This is a genomic window from Methanoculleus sp. DTU007 (assembly GCF_001512385.1).
Classification (GTDB): domain Archaea; phylum Halobacteriota; class Methanomicrobia; order Methanomicrobiales; family Methanoculleaceae; genus Methanoculleus; species Methanoculleus thermophilus.
In genome coordinates this window covers 1-20,390 of record NZ_LFRO01000029.1, presented here as the reverse complement: position 1 = coordinate 20,390, position 20,390 = coordinate 1, and the positions used below count along the sequence as shown (strand labels likewise).

Below are 20,390 nucleotides of genomic sequence, written 5' to 3'. Positions count from 1 at the left end.
TCGTTTCAGGATTATCCTCGCGGTCCACAGCACAATGGAGCTTTCGCCCGCATCTGCCAGGGAATATGAACAGCCCGACCGTGCAGGAGAGGAGCATCCCAATCAATCGTATTTCCCTGTGTCGGGGTTCGGTATGCCAAGCTCTGTATCGATGGCTACTGCTATCCGGTTGAGAAGCCTTCTTACGTCTGCAGCATCCTCTTTGTCCATGATACCCGGCTGGTGCCAGATTACCATCTTGCGAAGACGCTCAGCGAGCTCTTCGATCTCGGTCCCCCGGAACTGTTCCGGCACGATGAAGTCGTTGAGGTGATCGGCGGCGCCAATGAAGGCCCTCTCCGGCGGCAGACCGAAGTGCCGCGAAAGAAGCATGAGATTGACGATAAAGCCTCTGCCGAATTCGCTTTTTGCGGCCATACTCTCCTATGTACACCCGATTGATATGAATGATCCGTTTTGTGCGGCAGAGAAGAATCCCTGTTCCATCTAGGAAGTGTGGGGGCGGGGCTTGCAGGCACCACCGACCTACGGCTGCATATAGATGAGCACCGTAGAGAGCACGATGAAGGCCAGTACTCCGACAAAGAAGACGATCTCTCCGGCACCGAGAGGCTTTCGCCGGATATACAGGCTCGCGTTCGCTCCGTAGCCCCGGCAGAGCATGCTCGTGTAGGTGCGCTCGCCCTGCTCGTAGGACCGGATGAAGATCGTCCCGACCGTGTAGCCGATCTGGTGCAGCCGGTAGCGGTAGGGGAGCGTCCGGTCGAGGGGATCGAAACACCGGGTCTCCATCGCGGTCCGTATCCTGCCGAACATCTCGGCAAAGACGAATATGTAGCGGACCATCATACCGAGCGTGAGGGTGAACTCCCGCGGCAGACCAAGCCTCCCCGCGGCCTCGATCATATCCTGCATCTTTGTCGTTGACGAGAGCAGGATGATGAACGATACGCTGACGATGAACTTCACGAGGAGAATCGACGCAAACTCTACAGATTCTGCGTAGACCTCGATCCCGAAGGGAAGGGTTGCAATCGTATGAAAGGCGTCATAGTACGGATTTTTGATGAAGACCTGAAAGATAACGAGAAAGATCCCGAACGGCAGGATGATCGCAAGCCTCTGGAGGTAGACAACCGGAGAGAGGCGGGATACAACCCAGAGTCCGGCAAAGAGAGCAAAGAAGACGGTACCGAGCTCGTAAATCCTCGTCGAGTAAGGTACGGCGACGATGGCCACAATGGCAGCGAGCGTTATAAGAAGTTTAATTCTCGCATCCAGCTGGTGGATGGGGCTTATCCTGCCAGCATGTTTCTCGATTGCATAGAGGTCGTCGATCATACTCTTCTTGCATAGGCTTCGAGAAACGACTTCTTCGCATCCTCGTAGGTATAGGCCATCTCGATGGGAATGCCGTTCTCCTGGAGCGACCGGATCAATTTCGGTATAGGCGGTATATTGAGCCTTGTACGGGCAAGCAACTCAGACCGGGCGAAGATCTCCTCAACCGTCCCTGAGCCGACCACGCTCCCCTTATCCATCACGTAAACGAAGTCCGCCATCTCTGCAACGAGGTCGAGATGGTGTGTCGAGAAGACCACCGTCATGCCGTACTCATTGGGCAGTCGATTGATGAACTCGACAAGATCGGAGACACCCTGTGGATCGAGCCCCGCGGTCGGTTCATCAAGCACCAGCACCTGCGGCTCCATCGCGAGAATGCCCGCGATGGCCACCCGTTTCTTCTCGCCACCCGAGAGGTGGTGCGGCACGCGATCCCGCAGTTCCTCGATCCCGAGGAGATGCAGCGCCTCCTCGACGCGGTGAGCAACCGTTGTCTCGTCGAGGCCGAGGTTGGTCGGACCGAACGCGACATCCTGCTCCACGGTCGGAGAGAAGATCTGGTCGTCGGGGTTCTGGAAGACGATCCCGACGAACTTGCGCACCTCGCGGAGGTTCTCCTTCGTGATCGGCTCGCCCCGGACCAGCACCTCGCCGGACGTGGGTTTGAGGATGCCGTTGAAATGCTTAAAAAGGGTGCTCTTTCCGGCCCCGTTCGGCCCGATGACGGCGATGCGTGACTTTCGCTCTGCAATGAAGTTCACACTCTCGAGGGCACGAACACCGCCGTGGTAAATATGGGTGAGATCGCGGGTCTCGATCAGGTGCATGATAGCAAAAAATAGGAACTTTTTATGTATTTAGTTATCGGGCCGTGCGGAGATCTTCGCAACACCGAGCACCAGGACGAGCATGAGGAGGGTGCCGATCACGATCGCGATCACTTCTCCGGCCTTATCCATCCCGGGAATGCTGTAATCGGGCATGAGCGCCTCATACGTGAAGTCGTTTCCGGTCACGGCGACTACCTGCTCCTCTGCGGCGCCGGCGGCATCTTCATCGAGTTCGCTCCCCATGAAGGGTTTTGCCCCGTAGATGCTGAAGAACGCACTCTCTAGCCCGTCGGGGTCCCCTGACGCGAGGAACGGCGCGGCAACGGCGATCACGAGGGCGATCGCGATACCGATGATGACAAACTGCTTTCTCTCCATTACGCACTCACCACCGTGGGATGTTCAAGGATGTCGGGCCGTGCCGACGCGATCAGGTAGAGAGCAACCGCGGTGATGCCTCCTTCGATGAGACCGATGACGGCGTGGTAGGTCCCCATCATGGTGAGGCCGAGTCCAAGCGGGAACGTCCCGGCGATTGCAAGTTCGACCGCACAGAGGATCGCGGAGATGAAGAGCGATGCCCAGCCGGCGATGAATGCAGCGGCATACGAGTTGCCTATTACGCCCTTAACGGCGGTATACCCGTAGTAGCCGACAAATCCGCCGACGACGCCCATGTTGACGATGTTGGCGCCCATGACGGTGATGCCGCCGTCACCGAAGATGACGCCCTGCACGAGGAGCACCAGCGTCAGGACAAAGACGCCTGCATACGGTGACCCGAGGACGATTGCCGCGAGCGCTGCGCCGACCATGTGGCCGCTCGTTCCCCAGGGAATGGGGATGTTCAACGCCTGAATGGCGAAGATGCCTGCCGCAAGCACGGCAACCAGCGGCACCTTCTCCTCTCCCATCGAACGTCGCGCCCACCGGAGGGCGAGAGCAATGAAGATAAGGGCAATGACCCAGTAGACCAGGGCCTGTCCCATCGGTATAAACGCGTCAGGAATATGCATGTCGCACCCTGACGAACTGTAATACGTTTTGATATAAAGTTATTACTAAACGTGACGGGGATATCAGCCGGTAAGAATCTGACGTACTCCTGATGCGAAAAGTATGCCCATTGCCCTGGCTAATGCGGGTTTCAGGGCGAGTTTGCGGAGCAATGCACCCGGCCGATCCATATCGCCGTGCTCCACAATCGTCGCGATGAGGTCTTCGTCATTAAGGGCCCGGCAGAGGCGGTCGATCTCTTCCGGCGTCATCCTCTGCCTCATCCTAAGCGCCTTCATCCCGATATCAAGCTCTCTTCCGAAATCCTTCTTCCAGCGTCGTTCATAATCCCGGAGGCTTTCGTCGTCGAACGTCATGCGGGCCACGCAGGCCGCTGCGACTGCGGCAGCGTGCTTTGCCGACCGGACGCCGGTATAGACCCCGCCTCCCGACGTGGGTTTCGCAAACCCCGCCGCATCGCCGACGAAGAGCGCACGGTGGCCATAGGTCTGTGGCATGACCCCGAGCGGGATGACTCCGCTTACGAGGTGGAGGATATTATCCCCGTATCGGGCGATGAACCGATCGAAGTGGTCCTTTGCCTGCTCCCGTGCGCAGAGCCCGACGCGTGCCCGGGTCTCCGACACCGGGATCACCCACCCGAAGAAGTCAGGGGAGGCGTTGGGGTGCAGTTCCACATAGCGCGGGTCCATCTCATGCGGCACCTCCGCCTGCACCCCGGCGAGGTAGGTCTCCGCTCGCTGCAGACCGAGCATTCGGGCGATGGAACTGCGCGGGCCGTCGGCGGCGATCAGGAGGCGGAAGGGAATCTCCTCGCGCCCGCAAACCCCGCGGGCGAGAAGCGTGGTGCCCCGGATGCCGCAGGCGCTGGTCTTCAAGCAAAACTCCGCTCCCGCGTTCGCTGCATTCTCCGCCATCTCCCGATCGAGGAGACACCGATCCACGACGTACGCCTTCGTGACCCCCGCGTCGAAGAGGAGTTCCCCGCCAAGACCGGAGAACATCCGGGCGCCGGTCACCTCGTTCAAGACCGACCTCTTCGAGACGTCGCACTCCGCAAACGCGGACGCGGAGAGGAGGCCCGCGCACTGAACGGGGTACCCGATCGTTCCATGCTCCTCGATGCAGAGCGTTGAAAGCCCCTCCTCAGCACAGGCCCGCGCGGCAGCACTCCCGGCGGGGCCTGCGCCAACCACAACTACATCCCAGATCAGATTACCATGCCTCGCAGACGTGGGTTTCCGGCGACCGGGTGCGTGTGTTCAGGCCGGCACCTGGTTCCTGACAATAATAGACCTATGGAGGCATAAAATGGGGTGGATGAGAGGTACTTATAGTCGTACGGCCGGTCTTCGGATTGGACAGATAAGGCATCCATTGGACTTCCAACAACAGCCATCTCATGAGGTTTTGTTCTTCAGAGTGTTGACTCACACTTGAGTTTGCTTGTTTTGTCTGTTCCTAATTGTGCAACCTGTCGGGTCTAGTTCAAAAATTTGAGGGATAGGTAGTTCCAGAGCATATTTGCTTTAAATCAGAACGGTGAATGCGCCCACAAAACCCCTTGCACTGGACCGTGGGGGAATCGCCATGGGGGGTGGGGCTGACGGGGAGTGCGACGGTCCGAAGGACCGGAGCTCGAGCACCGGTAGGTGCGAGGGGGGCACGCCCCCCTCCCCTGTCCCCACCCCCCAGATACGATGCCCCATGGAAAGCCGTGCACACACTCTTAAGAACAAAACCTCATGGATGGGCTCCGGTTTTTAGACCAGATCCAATATGCAACACACCCCGGGACAGAGCAGGAACACCCGAGTGTGAGTCACGCCGAATACCTAATTTTTCGTCCTATCGTGCCCCCCAGCATTCAGATCAACGATACCAGTAGCACCTGCCGCCCCCTGCCCCCATTAGCTGCATATTTGACGGATCATGCCCCAGGTAGTACCGAAATGCCGGAAGAACGGGAGTTTAAGTGGAAGCAGTGTCTGGTCGTGCGCGCCGACATCAAGATGAGTTGCGGCAAGAAGTGTGCGCAGATCGCCCACGCCGCCGTCAGCGCCTACGAGAAGGCCGATAAGATCGCAAAGAAGGCCTGGCTCGACGAAGGGCAGAAGAAAGTGGTGCTGAAGGTGCAAAATGAGCGGCAGCTCTTTGAACTCAAGACGATCGCAGAGCAGGCGGGCATCCCCGCCTCGATCATCCAGGACGCCGGGTTGACCGAGATCCCGCCGGGGACCGTGACGGCGCTCGGTCTTGGACCCGCTCGTTCCGAAGACCTCGACCGGATCACCGGCGACCTCTCCCTGCTATGATGCCCTCACCCTATCCCCTTGAGAAAGACCTCGGGATGCGCTATTACGCATCCGACTCCCCCGGTATCGGGGGGCGGCTCCGTTCAAGCCCCGAAGACTTCGTCGTCGAAGAACTTCCGCTTCCCATCAGCGACCCGAACGGACCATACCTCATCTGCCGGCTCACCAAGAAGAACTGGGAACTCCAGCAGGCGGTCAAAGAGATTGCTAAGCACCTCGGGATCAGCCACCGGCGGATCGCCTGGGCGGGGACCAAGGACAAGAACGCGGTGACCACCCAGTTCATATCGATCTACGATGTCACGCCCGAAGCGGTCGGGCTGGTGCGCATCAAAGATATCTTGCTTGAGGTCGTGGGCCGGTCGCAGCATCCGCTCAGCCTCGGAGATCTTGCGGGCAACCGGTTCGATATCGTTATCCGGGACTGTAACCCGGAGGAACTTGCTAAACGTGTCCAGGCGGCCACAGAGGCGGTATCCGCCGGGGTGCCAAACTACTACGGGCTCCAGCGATTCGGCGTCGTCCGGCCGGTCACTCATATCGTCGGTGAGGAGATCCTCAAGGGCAATTACGAGGGCGCCGTGGTCACGTACATCGGCCGGACGTATCCCCTCGAGACGGAGACGGCGCAACGGGCCAGGCGCAATTTTGCAGAGACCCGCGATGCACGGGCGGCGCTCGCCGACCTTCCCATCCAGATGACGTACGAGCGGGCGATGGCAAACCACCTCGTCGCGAACCCCGGCGACTACGCCGGCGCGCTCCGGGTTCTTCCGCCAAAACTCCTCTCGCTCCTCGTAAGCGCGTTCCAGTCGTATCTCTTCAACTGCGCGCTCTCCTCCCGCATCGATGCAGGCTTCTCGCTCACCGAGCCGGAGGTCGGCGACCGTCTCCTCTTTGCAAACGGCCGCGAGGATATCGTCTCGTCGCGGAACCGGCAGGCGGCTCTCATGCAGATCCGCCGCGGCCGGTGCCGGATTGCCCTATTCATTCCGGGTTCCGAACCGATGGCATCGCACGGTCCGATGGATGAGATCATGCAGGATCTGATGGAGAAGTCGGGGATCACTGCAGAAGACTTCGAGCGTGCCTCCCGGTTCGTGGAGACCAAGTTCGCCGGAACTCTCCGGGCGATCAGTCTCTCTGCGGATGTTCAGGCTGATATATCCGGTGAGAGTGTCCGGCTCCGGTTTACCCTCCCCCCCGGCCACTACGCGACGACGGTCTGCCGGGAGTTTATGAAGGCGGATCCCTACGTGATGATCTGAGACGCAAAGGCAGGTTCCGGATCAGATCATTCACTCCCCCGGCGATATGAAGGGGCACTCAAGAGGGCAAGTGAAAAATGGTTATTCTTCGGGACCGTCTCTGTAGAGTACGTCCCACTCGGTGACCAGGTTGCTCCCGCACATGAAGTGGCGCTTCAGGGCGAGCCGGATCATCTCTTTTTCAGTCTCGATGTGCATGCCGCCGACGAGCGACGGGGTATCGGCACCGCCGACGATGAACGGCAGGTGGATCAGGCGAATCTCGTCGACAAGGTGATGGTTCAGCATGGACCAGTTCAGCGTTGGTCCACCTTCGATCATCATCCGGCGGACACCGTAATCCCTCTTAAGGATCCGCATCAGTTCGGGCAGGTCGATCTCGTTTTCTCCGGCAACGACGAGATCGACTCCGGTCTCCCGGAGACGGGCAACATTTTCCGCCGGCGCGGCCTTGCTGACCGCGATGACCGTCCGCGCGTCCGGTCCGAGCACGTTTGCATTCGGTGGGAGATCGGCCCGGCTGCACGGAATAACGCGGAGCGGATTCTTCCCCTCCACCAGCCGAACTGTCAGGAAGGAGTTATCGATCCGGATAGTGTTTGCTCCGACCATGATGGCATCGCATGCTGCCCGGGTCTGGTGAAGAAGAATCTCGGTCTCGGGTGCCATGTATTTCATAAGGATCTTGCTGGAGGCCCCGCGCTTCAGGGTGAGCTTCCCGTCGACGGTGATCTCCGACATCATAAGAACGTGCGGCCTGTCGTATTCAGCCATTGGATCTCCTTCCCACAGATCTATCTAACGGGAGCATTTATGAATCTGGTGATTTTGGAGCGTATGCGCCATTCAGAGGGGATGTTGCCCCTCTGCCGGAGGCAGCAAAGGTTAAACTCTTACAGACTGATAAAAATATGCGATGAATATAACCTCTCTACGGCCGAAATTCATCAAATATACTGAGCCTATCGCGTCATTTTTTGCACGCCTGGGCGTTACCCCGAATCAGGTCTCGGCCCTCGCCCTGCTCTTTGGCTTTTTATGCGCACTTGCCTTCTCCCAACGCTATTTCCTTGCAGGCGGCCTGCTCCTGTTTGTCTCGGCGGTCCTTGACCTGGTGGACGGCAGCGTCGCCCGAAAGAACCATACCGAGAGCAAATTTGGGGCCGTCTTCGATTGGGTTGCAGACAAATACGTCGATGCAGCGGTCATCCTCGGTGTGGGACTCTCGGGCATCCCTATCGTCAGCCACCTCATGAATCTCCCGGAGATGGCCGATTTCGGCATCGTGGGGCTGGCGCTCATCGGGTCGTTGATCAATACATTCATCAAGCCGGTGACCTACGCAGAGATCGGCTATACCGAGAGGATTGCCGGCAAGATTGAGGACCCTCTCGAAGGCGTCGGCTTCTTCGGCAGGCCCGAGACGATCCTCGTTCTGGTGCTCGGAGGCGTCACCGGCTACATCTGGGTCTCGATACTCCTCATCGCAGTCTGCACAAACATCTCTGCGATTCAGCGGCTCTTCTACCTCTACCGGCAGTATTCCTGACGGTTGAAGAGACCTGCCCCCCTCTGGACTCAATTCATCCGAATTTTGCCGCGTACGCGGCAGATAAACCCCAAAACATGGGGGCTCATCCGGGCCTCCCGCCAACGAGACCCAGATGAACCCACACGAGGTTAGACTTCGGATTCTTTGATCTTCGGCCGGACAATCTGCACTACTTCATTGCGGTAGAGATGGTAGAGACCGTTGGCGAGGTCGCCGAGTTCGGGGAGGAGCCAGAAGAGCCCATACGCAAGGATCACAAGGAATACCAGCGCGCCCAGTTCAGCCATGACGTTGTGCGCCCAGAAGAAACTCTCGTAGCCGAACTCGCCGTTGCCGGCGATCTCAGGCAAGTAGGGGAACCACTGTTCGGCATACGCTGTAACCACGAAGACGTTGCGGAAGATGTTTAAGATGTAGATCGTCGGGAAGACCATGAGAAATCCAGCGATCTTCTGTCTTGTCGTCGACCGCACACCCCATGCGACCCCGAGCATGATCGCAATGCTCTGAATCCCGGTGCAGGCGAGGATGATCTCGGTCCGGAACCCGTTGCGCTCCATCAGGTTCCAGGCCTCAAAGTTTACAGGATATCCAACCGCTGAGAGCGCGACGGATGTCTGTTCCGCGACGACCGCGATCAGCCAGTTCCCGAGTGACGGTATGTAGCCGAAGGGAGCGTAAATAAGGAACGCAACAGCCGCTATCGTCGAGAGCTGCATTACCCGGGGGTCTGCACGAAGCAGGTATTTTGCGGTGATATAGAGGAAAGGAAGGGAGAGGATGGTTATTGTCGGGTACAGGAAGTTATTGATCGAGAAGTAGTAAGGGAGCTCAAGGAGGAGATATCCGACGATGCTTGCCCACCCGCCGATGGCGAGATACTTTCGGAACCTTCCCGGGATAAGGAAGGCGAGAAAGCAGATGCAGGAGATCAGCACCAGGTAATCCTTCATCCCTTACCTTTCGGTGTATCTGGCATTAAAGCATTTGTGCGCCCCATTCGAACGAGGCACCTGCTGTGTGGCCACGCTATTGCAGTGCGACTGGAAGGTAACAACCCCGCACTCACAGATGAGGTTGCCCCACCCCACAAATTAATTTCGATTGGGACCCCATCTCTTATAATGATGTTCTGTCCACAGTGCAAAGGCCTGATGATATCGTCCGGAGGCCAGTTAAAGTGCAAAAAGTGTGGTTATATCCGGGAGATAGAGGCCGGTGACCGGTTGAAAATGACAGATAAACGCATCGAAAAAGAGATCACCATCGTCGATGAAGAGGATAAAGTAGCAACGCTCCCGACTACGAACATCAAATGTCCGGAGTGCGAGTGTACGACAGCATACTGGTGGCTGCGGCAACTGCGGGCGGCGGATGAGAGCGAGGTCAGATTCTTCCGTTGCACCGCCTGCGGAAAGACGTGGCGCGAATACGATTAAGTTTGACTCGCTCTGCCATCCCGGGCACCATCCTCTTTTCCCGATTTAACACTGTTTTTTTGCAGCAGTAAACCCTACCCGTACGAGCCCGAACTCGCTCTCGATCTCATCACACCGCACCACCTCTTCTGATCCTGCAGATGTGAGGACCGTCCAAAACTATGGGCCGCGGCGTTCCCTTTGTCAGTATACCCGGCCCCGCGACCGGGACACTCCACCTGCGTGCCCCTCGGGAAACCCTCATCACCTTCTGCAACGCTCACCAGGAGCGAATCGAGAATATCACCCCGAATCTAGCGAGTCTTTAACCCTGATCCGTCCCACAGAATTCCCGACAACCGAACCCGGATCTGCCGCCTCCACCGGGTCGAGGTCCTCCTGACCAGAATGTTGATATACAATATACATTATTAATAATGTATAATACGGGGTAACCGGATGGCTGAGAAATTTGATGTCAAACTCGAGGAGGCAAAGTACTACACTCCCGAGGCCAGCTGTAGAGAGCACACCTGGGTAGGCAACTACAACCAGGCCTACCAGGAATTCCTTTCAGACCCCGACGGGTTCTGGGACCGCATTGCAAAGGAACTCGAATGGTTCCAACCCTGGAGCCAGGTTAAAGAGTGGAACTACCCATACGCCCGGTGGTTCTTGAATGCTAAACTCAACATCACCTACAACTGCCTGGACCGCCACGTATACAACCAGCGGCGCAACAAGGTCGCGATCATGTGGCGGGGAGAGACCGAAGACGAAGAGCGGATCCTTACCTACCGCCAGCTCTTCCAGGCAGTCTGCCGATTCGCGAACGGACTGAAACGCCTTGGCGTCAGGAAGGGCGACCGGGTCTGCATCTATATGCCGGTGGTCCCCGAGCAGATCATTGCGATGCTCGCCTGCGCCCGGATCGGAGCCATTCACTCGGTCGTCTTTGGCGGGTTCGGCGTCAGCGCGCTCAACCAGCGGATCACCGGGATCGACGCAAAGGTTGTGATCACTGCCGACGTCACCTACCGGCGCGGCAAAGCAATCCCGCTCAAGAATATCGTGGAGGAAGCGGTCGTCAACGCCCCGAGCGTAGAGCGAATCGTCATTCTCCGTCGGGACACCGATAAGCCCGTTGAACTCCACCCGGAGATGGAAGTGGACTACTACGACCTGATGGAGGGCGTAGAACGGGAGTGCCCGGCCGAGCCGATGGACGCCGAGGACCCGCTCTTCATTCTGTATACGAGCGGCACCACGGGCTCCCCGAAAGGGATCGTCCACACCTGCGGCGGATATATGGTCGGGACCTACTACACGACGAAGTACGTCTTCGACGTCAAAGACAACGACGTCTACTGGTGCACCGCCGATCCCGGCTGGATCACCGGCCACAGTTACGTGGTGTATGGTCCGCTCCTGAACGGCGCCACCTGCCTCATCGCGGAGGCAACCCCGGATTACCCGAACCCGGGTACCTACTGGGATCTCATCGATGAGTATGGTGTCACCATCTTCTACACCGCCCCGACGGCAATACGCATGTTCATGCGGGTGGGTGAAGAGTGGCCGAACCGCTACAACCTCTCATCGCTCAGGGTCCTCGGATCTGTCGGCGAACCTCTCAACCCCGAGGCGTTCGAATGGTTCTACCGTGTCATCGGGAAGGAGAGGTACCCGATCGTGGACACATGGTGGCAGACCGAGACCGGGATGCACATGGTGACCACGATGATCGGTGAGCCCATGCGCCCGGGATTCGCCGGTAAGCCGATCCCCGGAGTCGTTGCGGATGTCGTTGATATGGCGGGCAACCCGGTCCCACCCGGGACAGGCGGCCTCCTGGTCATCAAGGAGCCCTGGCCATCCATGATGCGGACGATCTGGAACAACGACGAGCGCTACTGCAAGTACTGGAACACCATCCCCGGGTGCTACACTGCATCAGACCTCGCAGTGAAGGATGAAAACGGCTACATCATGGTCATCGGCCGGTCCGACGACCTGATCGTCGTCGCCGGGCACAACATCGGAACCGCAGAGGTCGAGAGCGCGCTTGTCTCTCATGAAGCCGTCGCGGAGGCCGCCGTTATCGGAAAACCAGATGCACTGAAGGGGAACACCATCAAGGCCTTCGTCATCCTCAAGAACGGTCGCGAGCCCAGTGAGAAACTGAAAAACGACCTTGTCTACCATGTCAGGATGACGCTCGGGCCCATCGCCATACCGTCCGAGATAGATTTCGTCGACGCGCTCCCTAAAACCCGGAGCGGCAAGATCATGCGGCGTGTCTTAAAAGCGCGAGAATTGGGGATGGATCCCGGAGACATCTCAACTCTAGAGGAATAAATAACCAACTCTTTATATACTCTTTTAAGCATGTTATAAATATGAATGAGCACAAGCCAGAGGAGTCTCTCAAGATAGAAAATATAGTTGCTTCAGCAAAAGTGACTGAATCCCTTGATCTCCCCTCTCTTGCCTCCCAGCTGAAGGATGCGGAATATAATAAAAAGAGGTTTCCCGGCGTCGTTCTCCGAATGCAAGACCCGAAGATTGCTGCGCTCATCTTTGGCTCCGGCAAGGTCGTTCTGACCGGTGCAAAGAGTATCGACAGCCTCTCACGCGGCCTGGAGATCCTTGGCGACCAGCTGCGAGCGCTCGGTATCGATATACCTGAAAACCTGACCTACAAGATCCAGAACATTGTCACGTCCGCAGACCTCGGGACGCCGATCAACCTGAATAAGATTGCAGTAGGGTTCAACCTGGACAAGATCGAGTATGAGCCAGAGCAGTTTCCCGGCCTGGTCTATCGGCTCGACGATCCAAAGGTTGTCGTCCTCCTCTTTGGGTCCGGCAAACTGATCATCACGGGCGGTAAAGTACCCGAGGATGCCCGGCGGGCAGTACAGAGAATCCTCTCTGAGTTATCCAACCTCGGGCTCATCTAACCTCTTTTTTTACTTCTACTCCCATACTTTGTGACTGCTGATTCGCCGGCAGCCCACCAGGATACCCTGAGGCGCCCGTCCAGGGTGAGAACACCGGAACTAATCCAAGCAACTGCGCCAGGGCGCATCCTGCCAGGATTTCTCCGCAAAGGAACCGAGGCTTCCAATCTATATCCGGAAATATCCTTTCACTATCGGGAAAGCATGATTCAGCAGAGAACAGGCTGATCAGATCAATGCGATGTTCGAATGAATCTCTCTAGACCACCACAATCGCCAGATCTCCTATTGAGATAATAATATTTTTATAGTTAGATTTAAAACAATAGATATCTGATGGTGAACGGATGAGGTCAGATAAGGTACGGTATTTTACACCGCGTGATGAAGAACTCGCCGAGCTTCTCATGGGTATCGGTATCAAGCGAAATGTCTCCAAAGTGCTGGTATATCTTGCAAATACCAAGGAGGCAACATCTCGGGACATTGAGCGGGGCACAGATCTCCGTCAACCCGAAGTCAGCATTGCCATGCGTTACCTCAAAGAGTGTGATTGGATCAATATCCGCGAGAGCAAGTCCGAGAGCAAAGGACGGCCAGTGAAGATATATGCACTCTCTCGCCCGATAACCGAGATCATGGATACGATTGAGAACGAAAAAAGGAAAGAAGCCCGGCACCAACTAGACCTTATCCAGAAGATGCGGGACTGTATCTCAACGCAATGATACTATGCGACAACCCTTTTCCTCACCAACAATGACCACAATTTTTTCTCCATAAGCGGTGAAAAGGCCGCACTCCAGTGCACCGGGTATCGAGGCCACCTCTGCCTCCAGGTGCCGCGGGTCTGCTATCGCCCCGAAGTCGCAATCGAGAATGAAGTTGCCGTTGTCGGTGATGACAGGGCCGTCCTTCTTTATCCCTTCCCGGAGGACCGGCCTGCCATCAAGGAGAGTGAGGCGCCGGGAAACAGATGCTGAGGCGAAAGGCAGTACTTCAACCGGTACAGGCGCGCTCAGGGTATCCACCATCTTAGTCTGGTCAACAACGATAAGCATCCTCCGGGTTGCGTCACAGACACACTTCTCCCGGAGGAGGGCCGCTCCCCGTCCCTTGATCAGGTTCAGGTCCGGATCAACCTGATCAGCCCCGTCAATGGCAATATCGATCTCAGGGTGCTCATCGAGGCTTGTGATCGGGATGCCGTACTGGCGTGCCCGCAGGGCCGCCTGGTATGATGTCGGAATACCGGCGATCGAAAGACCTTCACTGGCAATCCGCTCACCAAGCCGCTCCATCGCAAAAAAGACGGTCGATCCGGTACCGAGGCCAACGATCATTCCGTCTTCGACCATATCGGCCGCCCGGTAGCCTGCATTCCGCTTCGATCCAACCTGCTCTGCTGCATTCATGACGTACTCTTCACCTCGAACCCAGATAGCCGTGCCGTCAGGAGAAGATGCTCCGGAGGTCGTCCGTAGCATCGAAGGCCGTACAGTCCAGCGTGATGGGGGTTATGGAGATGTTGCCCTTCTGCACCGCATGTACATCGGTCCCCTCTTCCGCATCCTCATGCAGCGGTCCGTCGATCCAGTAGTAGGGGCGCCCGCGAGGATCGAGGCGCTCTTCGACGCCGGTGTAGAAGAGTTTCTTAGCAAGGCGGGTTACCTCGTAGCCGCCGCGAACCGGAGTTGGAATATTGACGTTGATGACGTGAGCCTTCGCGGGGAACCCGTTTGAGAGGATCTTCTCGCAGATCTCGCGGACAACCCGTTTTGCATCAGAGAACCGGTCCGTGATCCTTGATGGATCGTCAAACTTGTCGCCCTGATCCTCAACCTGAAGCGAGAAGGCAAGGGATGGAACTCCCTGGTTGGAAGCTTCTAGTGCGGCCCCGACAGTGCCCGATGTCATGATGGATTCGTATGAGAGGTTCTCACCGATGTTGATCCCGCTGACGACAAGGTCCGGGTTCAGGTGCAATGCAAAGAGCCCGATAATCACGGCGTCGGTAGGTTTTCCGCCGACCGAGTACGCCGGCACGCCGTTCATCGTCACTTGCGTCGCGCGAATAGGCTCAAAGATGGAGATCGAACGCCCTACGGCGCTCTGTTGGGTAGCAGGTGCGACCACAGTAACATCAGCGATGGGTGCAAGCGCATCGTAGGCAGCCCAGAGTCCCGCCGACGTGATACCATCATCATTGGTGAGCATAATCTTCGGCTTCATCCTTGCCTATAGGGATCGTCTCCGCGTGTCAAATACTTGCCCGATCGTCAGGGTCAAATGCCTGGCAGCCAATCAGTACTACGATGAAGGCATTTCTTGCCGAGTATTCCATATGCAACGACCCCGAGCTTGCGCCCGAGGGTGCGGCCATGCTCGCCGCAATAAGCGAGAGTTTTGCCCGGTGCGGCTATGATGTGGTGACGCCGGAGAAAGCCGACTTCGAGGGCGAGATCCGGAGGCTTGCCCCGGGATGCGACGTAGGTCTGGTCATTGCCCCCGACCATCTACTCTTTCGGTATACGTATCTTCTTGAGCAGTTCACCCACAACATCGGGTGTGGAAGCATGAATGCGGCTGTCTGCGCAAACAAGCAGCGGGCAGCAGCGATTCTCTCCAGGAACGGGATAGCGGTCCCCCCTGATGCCGGCGAAGGAAGAAGGGTTGTCAAACCGATAATGGGCTGCGGCACTCAGGGAGTAAGACTGACTGATGAGGAACCCGGCGACGGCGAATTTGCTCAGGCGTACATAGAGGGAGAAGCGCTGAGCGTAAGCCTTGTGGGGAGCCGGGTGACCGGTGACGTCTGCGAGTATTACTCAGGCAACCCACCGCTCCTGCTTGCCGTCAACAGGCAGGAGATTGCCATAACTGACGATGGGAGGTTTGAGTACCTCGGCGGCGAGACGCCCGTCCACCACGAACGTGAGAACGAGATCGTCGAGACCGCCATCCGGGCGATGAACGTCCTTGGGTGCCAGGGGTATACCGGGGTCGACGTCATCGTCGGTGATGATGACATCTACGTAGTGGACGTCAATCCCCGGCCCACGACCAGTCTAGTTGGCATCGCGGCCGTAATGGAGGAGGAGATCGCCGATATCCTCGTAAAAGCGTCTCATGGCGAAGCACCCGGAGAAGTTAACCTCTCCGGGAGAGTTCGGTTTGATAAAGGCGGGAGGATCAACCTGCTATGATCGGCATCGATGTCGGTGGCGCGAACCTCAAGGTCGTCGACGACGACGGCGTGCATATTCACTACTGCCCGCTCTGGCAGGGCGCACCACTCAGAGAGCTTCTCAAAGAGTACGAAGGGCCCGCTGCCGTGGTGATGAGCGGAGAACTCGCAGACTGCTTTCCAAGCAAAATCGAGGGTATTCGATGGATCGTTGGGGCCGTCCAGAGCACTGTCCCCAGCGCCATATTCTACGGCACCGATGCAGCCTTCCATACCCAGCCGGTCCCGAACCTTGCCGCCGCGAACTGGTTGGCTTCGGCTGATTATCTGCGCGAGGAGTATCCCGATGCGGTCCTCCTTGACGTCGGGAGCACCACCGCCGATATCATCCCTCTCAACGACTTCGAGAGCCTCAAAGGGCTGACCGACACCATGCGGCTACAGAAACAGTACCTCGTCTACACCGGCATGCTCCGTACGAATATCGCCACGATCCTCTCCACGGTCACGCTTGACGGGACCGCGACGCCGGTGAGTACCGAGTACTTTGCTTCAAGCGCCGACGCACACCTCGTTCTCGGCCATATCACCCCGGAGGAGTACACCTGCCCGACACCCGATAATGGTGCGAAGACCACAGAGGGTGCGCTCCGCAGGCTTGCCCGGGTTGTCTGCGCGGATCTCGATGAGATCGGGGAATCCGGGGCAATCCAGGTGGCACGGCAGTTCTGGGAAGCCCAGCGGACATTGATCGCTCGCGCAGTGGGGCGTGCGCTCTTCAAGAGTGGAGCCGAGCAGGTGATCACGGCGGGCATTGGGGCAGACCTTTTTGCCCGTGAACTGGGGGGTATCACACTGAACGGGGAGATTGGGGAAGTCGCGGATGCACTGCCGGCGTACGCAGTCAGGGAGGTGGCATCACGGCATCGCGCTGGAGACTGACCCTCGCTCTGTTGGCAGTCTCGATCGCCATCACGGCAGTCTCGCTGGCCCTAGGCTTTCCGTTCTTCCTGCTCTTTCTATTTATACCGCTGATCCCGCTCTTTGGAAGACCGCCAGCCATGAAGCGCTGCCCGACCTGCGGTTGGGAAACCGCAGGCAGCGAGCGCTTCTGCCCCTATGACGGGTCGCCGCTCAGAGTCGAGGATGAAAGTGGCTAGGTTCAGCAGGGAGAGCGGTAGAGGGATGCCAAAGAGTTCGGTTGCCGGAATTGGACCGAAGTCGCGGGAGGCGTAGTTCCGGATCGTCCCTCGATCAACGACGATCCCCATTGCCCGGAGGTACTGTGCCACGCGGTTGAAGGGCATCTGATGCGAGAGAACGAGGCAGAGGTCAACGATGGGTGATCCTAGACGGGTGTCGGGATAGAATGGCGCGTCGGCGTAGCAGAGGGCGCCGCATTTCAGGCAGTAGAATCGCTTCACATACACCTGGATTGTTCGCTCTTTTCCGTCCTCAAGCAGAACGGCAAATCGTTTTGCCCGCAGATCGTGTCCGCTCACCGGACCGCCGCACGATGGACAGGCATCAAGATCGACGAACTTGGCACCTTCCATCGACGAAAGGGCATTTCCCACCAGATCGACGAGCATCGGGGGAATTAAGAGTTTCTTCTTCACAACAACAGTCCTCTCGCTGTGGTATGTAAAAATAGGTGTCCACCAATAATAAACATCACTCCCAAAACATGAAAGACAACTAATTCATGGCGTAAAGGCCGTTTTCGGATACAATATTGCATCTTTTTACTCAGCCACATACTCACGTATCAATCAGGGCACCATATGGAACTTGAGGGTATGGGCGACCATCTCCTGCTTGGCGTCAATTACGGCAGTTTTGTTCTGAAGGGGCGCACCGTGATATGCACCCATCTCCGCCCTCCAAGACCGGATCGGACCCTTTACTCCTATGACCGTATCCGACCTAACCGGATGGGACCGGGTTTACCCACACATATTCATCAAAAACAGACCTGTTAATCACTACTGTTAAATATTCCCATAGTCCATATTTGTGTATCCGAGGTTTTACCATGGATCTCAAGTATGTACAGACAACGTGCCCGTACTGTGGTACCGGGTGCAGTTTCAACCTCGTCGTGAAGGACGGGAAGGTTGTCGGCACACAGCCTTACACCCGCTCTCCAGTCAACGAGGGAAGGGTCTGCCCCAAAGGGACTTATGCTCATGAGTTCGTAAACAGCCCGGACCGTCTCACAAAGCCGCTCATCAAGAAGGACGGCAAGTTCGTCGAGGCGACCTGGGACGAGGCATACGACCTGATCGTACAGAAGTTCAAGTCCTACAAGCCCGGTGAGACCGCCTGCCTCGCATCAGCCCGTGTCTCTAACGAAGAGAACTACCTGATGATGAAGTTCGCCCGGGCCGTCCTCAAGACTCCGCACATCGACCACTGCGCCCGGCTCTGCCACTCGTCCACCGTCGCCGGTCTTGCCGCCTCGTTCGGCTCCGGTGCGATGACCAACTCGATCAACGATATCGCCGAGTCGAAGTGCCTCTTCATCATCGGGTCCAACACCTTCGAGCAGCACCCGCTCATCGGCCGCAAGATTGTCCAGGCAAAGCAGAACGGCGCAAAGATCATCTACGCCGACCCGCGCTACACCCCGACCGCCCGGCAGGCCGATCTCTACATGCCGTTCATCTCCGGGACCGATGTCGCTATCCTGAACGGTCTCATGCAGGAGATCATCAAGAACGGCTGGGAAGACAAGGAATTCATCGAGAAGAGGACGAAAGACTTCGAGAAACTCAAGGAAGTCGTCATGAAGGAGGACTACAGCCTTGAGAACGTCTCGAAGATCTCCGGCATCCCCGTCGAGAGCCTCAAGCAGACCGCAGAGTGGCTCGGCACCTGTAAGCCCGGCGCAATCCTCTACTCGATGGGCATCACCCAGCACACCGTCGGCGTCGACAACGTCCGGTCGGTCGCGAACCTCCAGATGCTGCTCGGCAACCTGGGCAAGCCCGGCGCCGGCGTGAACGCACTCCGCGGCCAGAACAACGTCCAGGGCGCCTGCGACATGGGAGCCCTCCCGAACGTCTACACCGGCTACCAGAAGGTCACCGACGAAGCGACCCGCAAGAAGTTCATCGAGGCATGGGGCGTCGACGATATTGCCGAGGGCAAGGTCGGCTACACGGTCACCGAACTGATCAACGTCCTCGCCGACAAGCCCGGCGAGATCAAGGGGCTCTACATCATGGGCGAGAACCCGATGCTCTCCGACCCCGACCTTCATCACGTCGAGAAGGGCCTCAAGAACGCCGAGTTCATCGTCGTTCAGGATATCTTCATGACCGAGACCGCCGAACTCGCCGACGTCGTTCTCCCCGCCGCCTGCTTTGCTGAGCGCGACGGCACCCAGACCAGCACCGAGCGGCGCGTCCAGCGCTGGAGAAAGGCCCAGAACCCGCCCGGTGAGGCGAAGGAAGACTGGCAGATCATCTGCGAACTCGCCGCAAGGATGGGCTACGAGAAACAGTTCTCGTTCAAGAGCCCCGAGGAGATCTTCAACGAGATCGCCGCGGTCACGCCGTCCTATCACGGCATGTCCTACGCCCGCCTCGAGAAGCCTGAAGCTCTCCACTGGCCCTGCCCATCCGAGGACCACCCTGGAACGCCCATCCTGCACCGCGAGAAGTTCGCCACCCCCGACGGTCTCGGCATCTTCGCGCCAATCGAGTGGAAACCGCCGGCGGAGGTCCCCGACGAGGAGTACCCGTTCGTGCTCACAACCGGCCGTATCCTCTGGCACTGGCACACCGGCAGCATGACCCGCCGGTCTGTAACGCTCGATAACGAGGTCCCCACGGGCTGGATCGAGATCAACCCCGAAGACGCAAAGGCGCTCGGCATACAGAACAAAGAGATCGTTCGCGCAACGACCCGCCGTGGCTCGGTCGACGTCCCCGCAAAGGTGACCCCTGACATCATGAAGGGCGTCATGTTCATGCCGTTCCACTTCGCCGAGTGCGCAGCGAACGTCCTGACGAACAACGCTCTCGACCCGATCGCAAAGATCCCGGAGTTCAAGGCCTGTGCCGTGAAGGTCGAGAAGATCACAAAGGAGGCCTGAAAATGGCAGCAAAAGGCGACATGTTCTACGCATGGGCAGCCGACGCCGTCTGCCAGGAGAGGGGCGAGTGCGGTGGAGCGATCACCGCTCTGCTGACGCACGCCCTTAAATCCGGCATGGTGGACGCAGTCCTTGCAGTCAAGAAGGGACAGGATATTTATGACGCCGTCCCCACACTCATCACCGACCCCGCAGAGATCGCAGAGACGGCAGGATCCCTCCACTGTGGTACGCTCCTGCTCTCGAAACTTGTCAAGAAGTACCTCGACGGCGCCGAGAATATGAAGATCGCCGTCACGGTCAAGGGCTGCGACGCGATGGGTCTTTACGAACTTGCGAAGCGCAACCAGGTCAACCTGGACAACATCCTGATGATCGGCGTCAACTGTGGTGG

General features: G+C 57.8%; 22 protein-coding genes. 11 read left to right on the top strand and 11 right to left on the bottom strand.

All coding sequences use genetic code 11. The features are described from left to right. Nucleotides 1-102: 102 nt before the first annotated feature. From ACI94_RS02735 to ACI94_RS02710, 6 genes are all read right to left on the bottom strand, one after another. The gene (locus ACI94_RS02735) at nt 103-417 is read right to left on the bottom strand and encodes a hypothetical protein (RefSeq protein ID WP_066958264.1); all 315 of its coding nucleotides are present in this window, start codon (nt 415-417) and stop codon (nt 103-105) included. A 108-nt stretch (nt 418-525) separates the two neighbouring features. After that, on the bottom strand, nt 526-1,341 hold the full coding sequence (cbiQ, locus tag ACI94_RS02730; RefSeq protein WP_066958266.1) for a cobalt ECF transporter T component CbiQ: 816 nt from the start codon (nt 1,339-1,341) through the stop codon (nt 526-528). Then, entirely contained in the window at nt 1,338-2,171 is an 834-nt protein-coding gene (locus tag ACI94_RS02725; RefSeq protein ID WP_066958267.1) for an ATP-binding cassette domain-containing protein, read from the bottom strand. Before ACI94_RS02725 ends, cbiQ begins: the two co-directional genes overlap by 4 nt. Before the next feature lie 30 nt (nt 2,172-2,201). After that, on the bottom strand, nt 2,202-2,552 hold the full coding sequence (locus ACI94_RS02720; protein ID WP_066958269.1) for a PDGLE domain-containing protein: 351 nt from the start codon (nt 2,550-2,552) through the stop codon (nt 2,202-2,204). Further along, nucleotides 2,552-3,190, bottom strand: coding sequence for a cobalt transporter CbiM (cbiM, locus tag ACI94_RS02715; protein ID WP_273258983.1), 639 nt, complete (start codon nt 3,188-3,190; stop codon nt 2,552-2,554). The genes ACI94_RS02720 and cbiM overlap by 1 nt, the downstream gene beginning before the upstream one ends. A 63-nt stretch (nt 3,191-3,253) precedes the next feature. Continuing rightward, on the bottom strand, nt 3,254-4,387 hold the full coding sequence (locus ACI94_RS02710; RefSeq protein WP_236707448.1) for an NAD(P)/FAD-dependent oxidoreductase: 1,134 nt from the start codon (nt 4,385-4,387) through the stop codon (nt 3,254-3,256). Nucleotides 4,388-5,143: 756 nt separating this feature from the next. On the opposite strand from ACI94_RS02710, the gene pth2 reads away from it, so the two are divergent. Continuing rightward, nucleotides 5,144-5,506: a peptidyl-tRNA hydrolase Pth2 gene (pth2, locus tag ACI94_RS02705; protein WP_066958274.1), complete on the top strand. Its 363-nt coding sequence runs from the start codon at nt 5,144-5,146 to the stop codon at nt 5,504-5,506. Beyond that, nucleotides 5,503-6,774 (top strand): tRNA pseudouridine(13) synthase TruD, encoded by a 1,272-nt coding sequence (gene truD, locus ACI94_RS02700; protein ID WP_066958276.1) that lies wholly within the window; start codon nt 5,503-5,505, stop codon nt 6,772-6,774. Before pth2 ends, truD begins: the two co-directional genes overlap by 4 nt. 81 nt (nt 6,775-6,855) lie before the next feature. Here truD and ACI94_RS02695 read toward each other — a convergent pair whose 3' ends face one another. Continuing rightward, on the bottom strand, nt 6,856-7,548 hold the full coding sequence (locus ACI94_RS02695) for a dihydrofolate reductase family protein (protein WP_066958278.1): 693 nt from the start codon (nt 7,546-7,548) through the stop codon (nt 6,856-6,858). Between the two features lie 142 nt (nt 7,549-7,690). On the opposite strand from ACI94_RS02695, the gene ACI94_RS02690 reads away from it, so the two are divergent. Then, nucleotides 7,691-8,323, top strand: a complete 633-nt coding sequence (locus tag ACI94_RS02690) for a CDP-alcohol phosphatidyltransferase family protein (protein ID WP_066958280.1) — start codon at nt 7,691-7,693, stop codon at nt 8,321-8,323. 131 nt (nt 8,324-8,454) lie between these two features. On the opposite strand, the gene artA is transcribed toward ACI94_RS02690, so the two are convergent. Next, nucleotides 8,455-9,279 carry an archaeosortase A gene (artA, locus tag ACI94_RS02685; protein ID WP_066958282.1) on the bottom strand — a complete coding sequence of 275 codons (825 nt, stop codon included), beginning with the start codon at nt 9,277-9,279 and terminating at the stop codon, nt 8,455-8,457. Nucleotides 9,280-9,450: 171 nt separating this feature from the next. Between artA and ACI94_RS02680 the strand changes: the two genes are divergently transcribed. From ACI94_RS02680 to ACI94_RS02665, 4 genes are all read left to right on the top strand, one after another. Then, nucleotides 9,451-9,765 carry a transcription factor S gene (locus ACI94_RS02680; RefSeq protein ID WP_066958284.1) on the top strand — a complete coding sequence of 105 codons (315 nt, stop codon included), beginning with the start codon at nt 9,451-9,453 and terminating at the stop codon, nt 9,763-9,765. 438 nt (nt 9,766-10,203) lie between these two features. Further along, entirely contained in the window at nt 10,204-12,102 is a 1,899-nt protein-coding gene (acs, locus tag ACI94_RS02675) for an acetate--CoA ligase (protein ID WP_286681065.1), read from the top strand. A gap of 41 nt (nt 12,103-12,143) precedes the next feature. After that, entirely contained in the window at nt 12,144-12,707 is a 564-nt protein-coding gene (locus ACI94_RS02670; protein ID WP_066958287.1) for a TATA-box-binding protein, read from the top strand. 347 nt (nt 12,708-13,054) lie between these two features. Beyond that, entirely contained in the window at nt 13,055-13,435 is a 381-nt protein-coding gene (locus ACI94_RS02665; RefSeq protein ID WP_066958289.1) for an ArsR family transcriptional regulator, read from the top strand. Here ACI94_RS02665 and rpiA read toward each other — a convergent pair. Next, nucleotides 13,424-14,122, bottom strand: coding sequence for a ribose-5-phosphate isomerase RpiA (gene rpiA, locus ACI94_RS02660; RefSeq protein WP_286681064.1), 699 nt, complete (start codon nt 14,120-14,122; stop codon nt 13,424-13,426). The two genes, ACI94_RS02665 and rpiA, sit on opposite strands and share 12 nt — an antisense overlap. Before the next feature lie 37 nt (nt 14,123-14,159). Further along, nucleotides 14,160-14,939: a 5'/3'-nucleotidase SurE gene (gene surE, locus ACI94_RS02655; protein WP_066958293.1), complete on the bottom strand. Its 780-nt coding sequence runs from the start codon at nt 14,937-14,939 to the stop codon at nt 14,160-14,162. A gap of 83 nt (nt 14,940-15,022) precedes the next feature. Between surE and ACI94_RS02650 the strand changes: the two genes are divergently transcribed. Together ACI94_RS02650 and ACI94_RS02645 are read left to right on the top strand one after the other, a co-directional pair. Next, nucleotides 15,023-15,913 (top strand): ATP-grasp domain-containing protein, encoded by an 891-nt coding sequence (locus ACI94_RS02650; RefSeq protein WP_066958295.1) that lies wholly within the window; start codon nt 15,023-15,025, stop codon nt 15,911-15,913. Continuing rightward, on the top strand, nt 15,910-16,836 hold the full coding sequence (locus ACI94_RS02645; protein ID WP_066958297.1) for a hydantoinase/oxoprolinase family protein: 927 nt from the start codon (nt 15,910-15,912) through the stop codon (nt 16,834-16,836). Before ACI94_RS02650 ends, ACI94_RS02645 begins: the two co-directional genes overlap by 4 nt. Nucleotides 16,837-16,913: 77 nt before the next feature. Here ACI94_RS02645 and ACI94_RS02640 read toward each other — a convergent pair whose 3' ends face one another. Further along, entirely contained in the window at nt 16,914-17,513 is a 600-nt protein-coding gene (locus tag ACI94_RS02640) for a hypothetical protein (RefSeq protein WP_066958299.1), read from the bottom strand. Nucleotides 17,514-17,929: 416 nt separating this feature from the next. Between ACI94_RS02640 and fdhF the strand changes: the two genes are divergently transcribed. Together fdhF and ACI94_RS02630 are read left to right on the top strand one after the other, a co-directional pair. Beyond that, on the top strand, nt 17,930-19,996 hold the full coding sequence (gene fdhF, locus ACI94_RS02635) for a formate dehydrogenase subunit alpha (RefSeq protein WP_066958300.1): 2,067 nt from the start codon (nt 17,930-17,932) through the stop codon (nt 19,994-19,996). Between the two features lie 2 nt (nt 19,997-19,998). Next, nucleotides 19,999-20,390, top strand: a 392-nt coding sequence (locus tag ACI94_RS02630; RefSeq protein ID WP_286681063.1) for a coenzyme F420 hydrogenase/dehydrogenase beta subunit N-terminal domain-containing protein, incomplete at its 3' end; no start/stop codon positions are given.

Bases quoted from the DNA above. Each gene is read 5' to 3' on its own strand.
- ACI94_RS02735 (WP_066958264.1), bottom strand. From the start codon at position 417: ATGGCCGCAAAAAGCGAATTCGGCAGAGGCTTTATCGTCAATCTCATG.
- cbiQ (WP_066958266.1), bottom strand. From the start codon at position 1,341: ATGATCGACGACCTCTATGCAATCGAGAAACATGCTGGCAGGATAAGC.
- ACI94_RS02725 (WP_066958267.1), bottom strand. From the start codon at position 2,171: ATGCACCTGATCGAGACCCGCGATCTCACCCATATTTACCACGGCGGT.
- ACI94_RS02720 (WP_066958269.1), bottom strand. From the start codon at position 2,552: ATGGAGAGAAAGCAGTTTGTCATCATCGGTATCGCGATCGCCCTCGTG.
- cbiM (WP_273258983.1), bottom strand. From the start codon at position 3,190: ATGCATATTCCTGACGCGTTTATACCGATGGGACAGGCCCTGGTCTAC.
- pth2 (WP_066958274.1), top strand. From the start codon at position 5,144: ATGCCGGAAGAACGGGAGTTTAAGTGGAAGCAGTGTCTGGTCGTGCGC.
- truD (WP_066958276.1), top strand. From the start codon at position 5,503: ATGATGCCCTCACCCTATCCCCTTGAGAAAGACCTCGGGATGCGCTAT.
- ACI94_RS02695 (WP_066958278.1), bottom strand. From the start codon at position 7,548: ATGGCTGAATACGACAGGCCGCACGTTCTTATGATGTCGGAGATCACC.
- ACI94_RS02690 (WP_066958280.1), top strand. From the start codon at position 7,691: ATGAATATAACCTCTCTACGGCCGAAATTCATCAAATATACTGAGCCT.
- artA (WP_066958282.1), bottom strand. From the start codon at position 9,279: ATGAAGGATTACCTGGTGCTGATCTCCTGCATCTGCTTTCTCGCCTTC.
- ACI94_RS02680 (WP_066958284.1), top strand. From the start codon at position 9,451: ATGATGTTCTGTCCACAGTGCAAAGGCCTGATGATATCGTCCGGAGGC.
- acs (WP_286681065.1), top strand. From the start codon at position 10,204: ATGGCTGAGAAATTTGATGTCAAACTCGAGGAGGCAAAGTACTACACT.
- ACI94_RS02670 (WP_066958287.1), top strand. From the start codon at position 12,144: ATGAATGAGCACAAGCCAGAGGAGTCTCTCAAGATAGAAAATATAGTT.
- ACI94_RS02665 (WP_066958289.1), top strand. From the start codon at position 13,055: ATGAGGTCAGATAAGGTACGGTATTTTACACCGCGTGATGAAGAACTC.
- rpiA (WP_286681064.1), bottom strand. From the start codon at position 14,122: ATGAATGCAGCAGAGCAGGTTGGATCGAAGCGGAATGCAGGCTACCGG.
- surE (WP_066958293.1), bottom strand. From the start codon at position 14,939: ATGAAGCCGAAGATTATGCTCACCAATGATGATGGTATCACGTCGGCG.
- ACI94_RS02650 (WP_066958295.1), top strand. From the start codon at position 15,023: ATGAAGGCATTTCTTGCCGAGTATTCCATATGCAACGACCCCGAGCTT.
- ACI94_RS02645 (WP_066958297.1), top strand. From the start codon at position 15,910: ATGATCGGCATCGATGTCGGTGGCGCGAACCTCAAGGTCGTCGACGAC.
- fdhF (WP_066958300.1), top strand. From the start codon at position 17,930: ATGGATCTCAAGTATGTACAGACAACGTGCCCGTACTGTGGTACCGGG.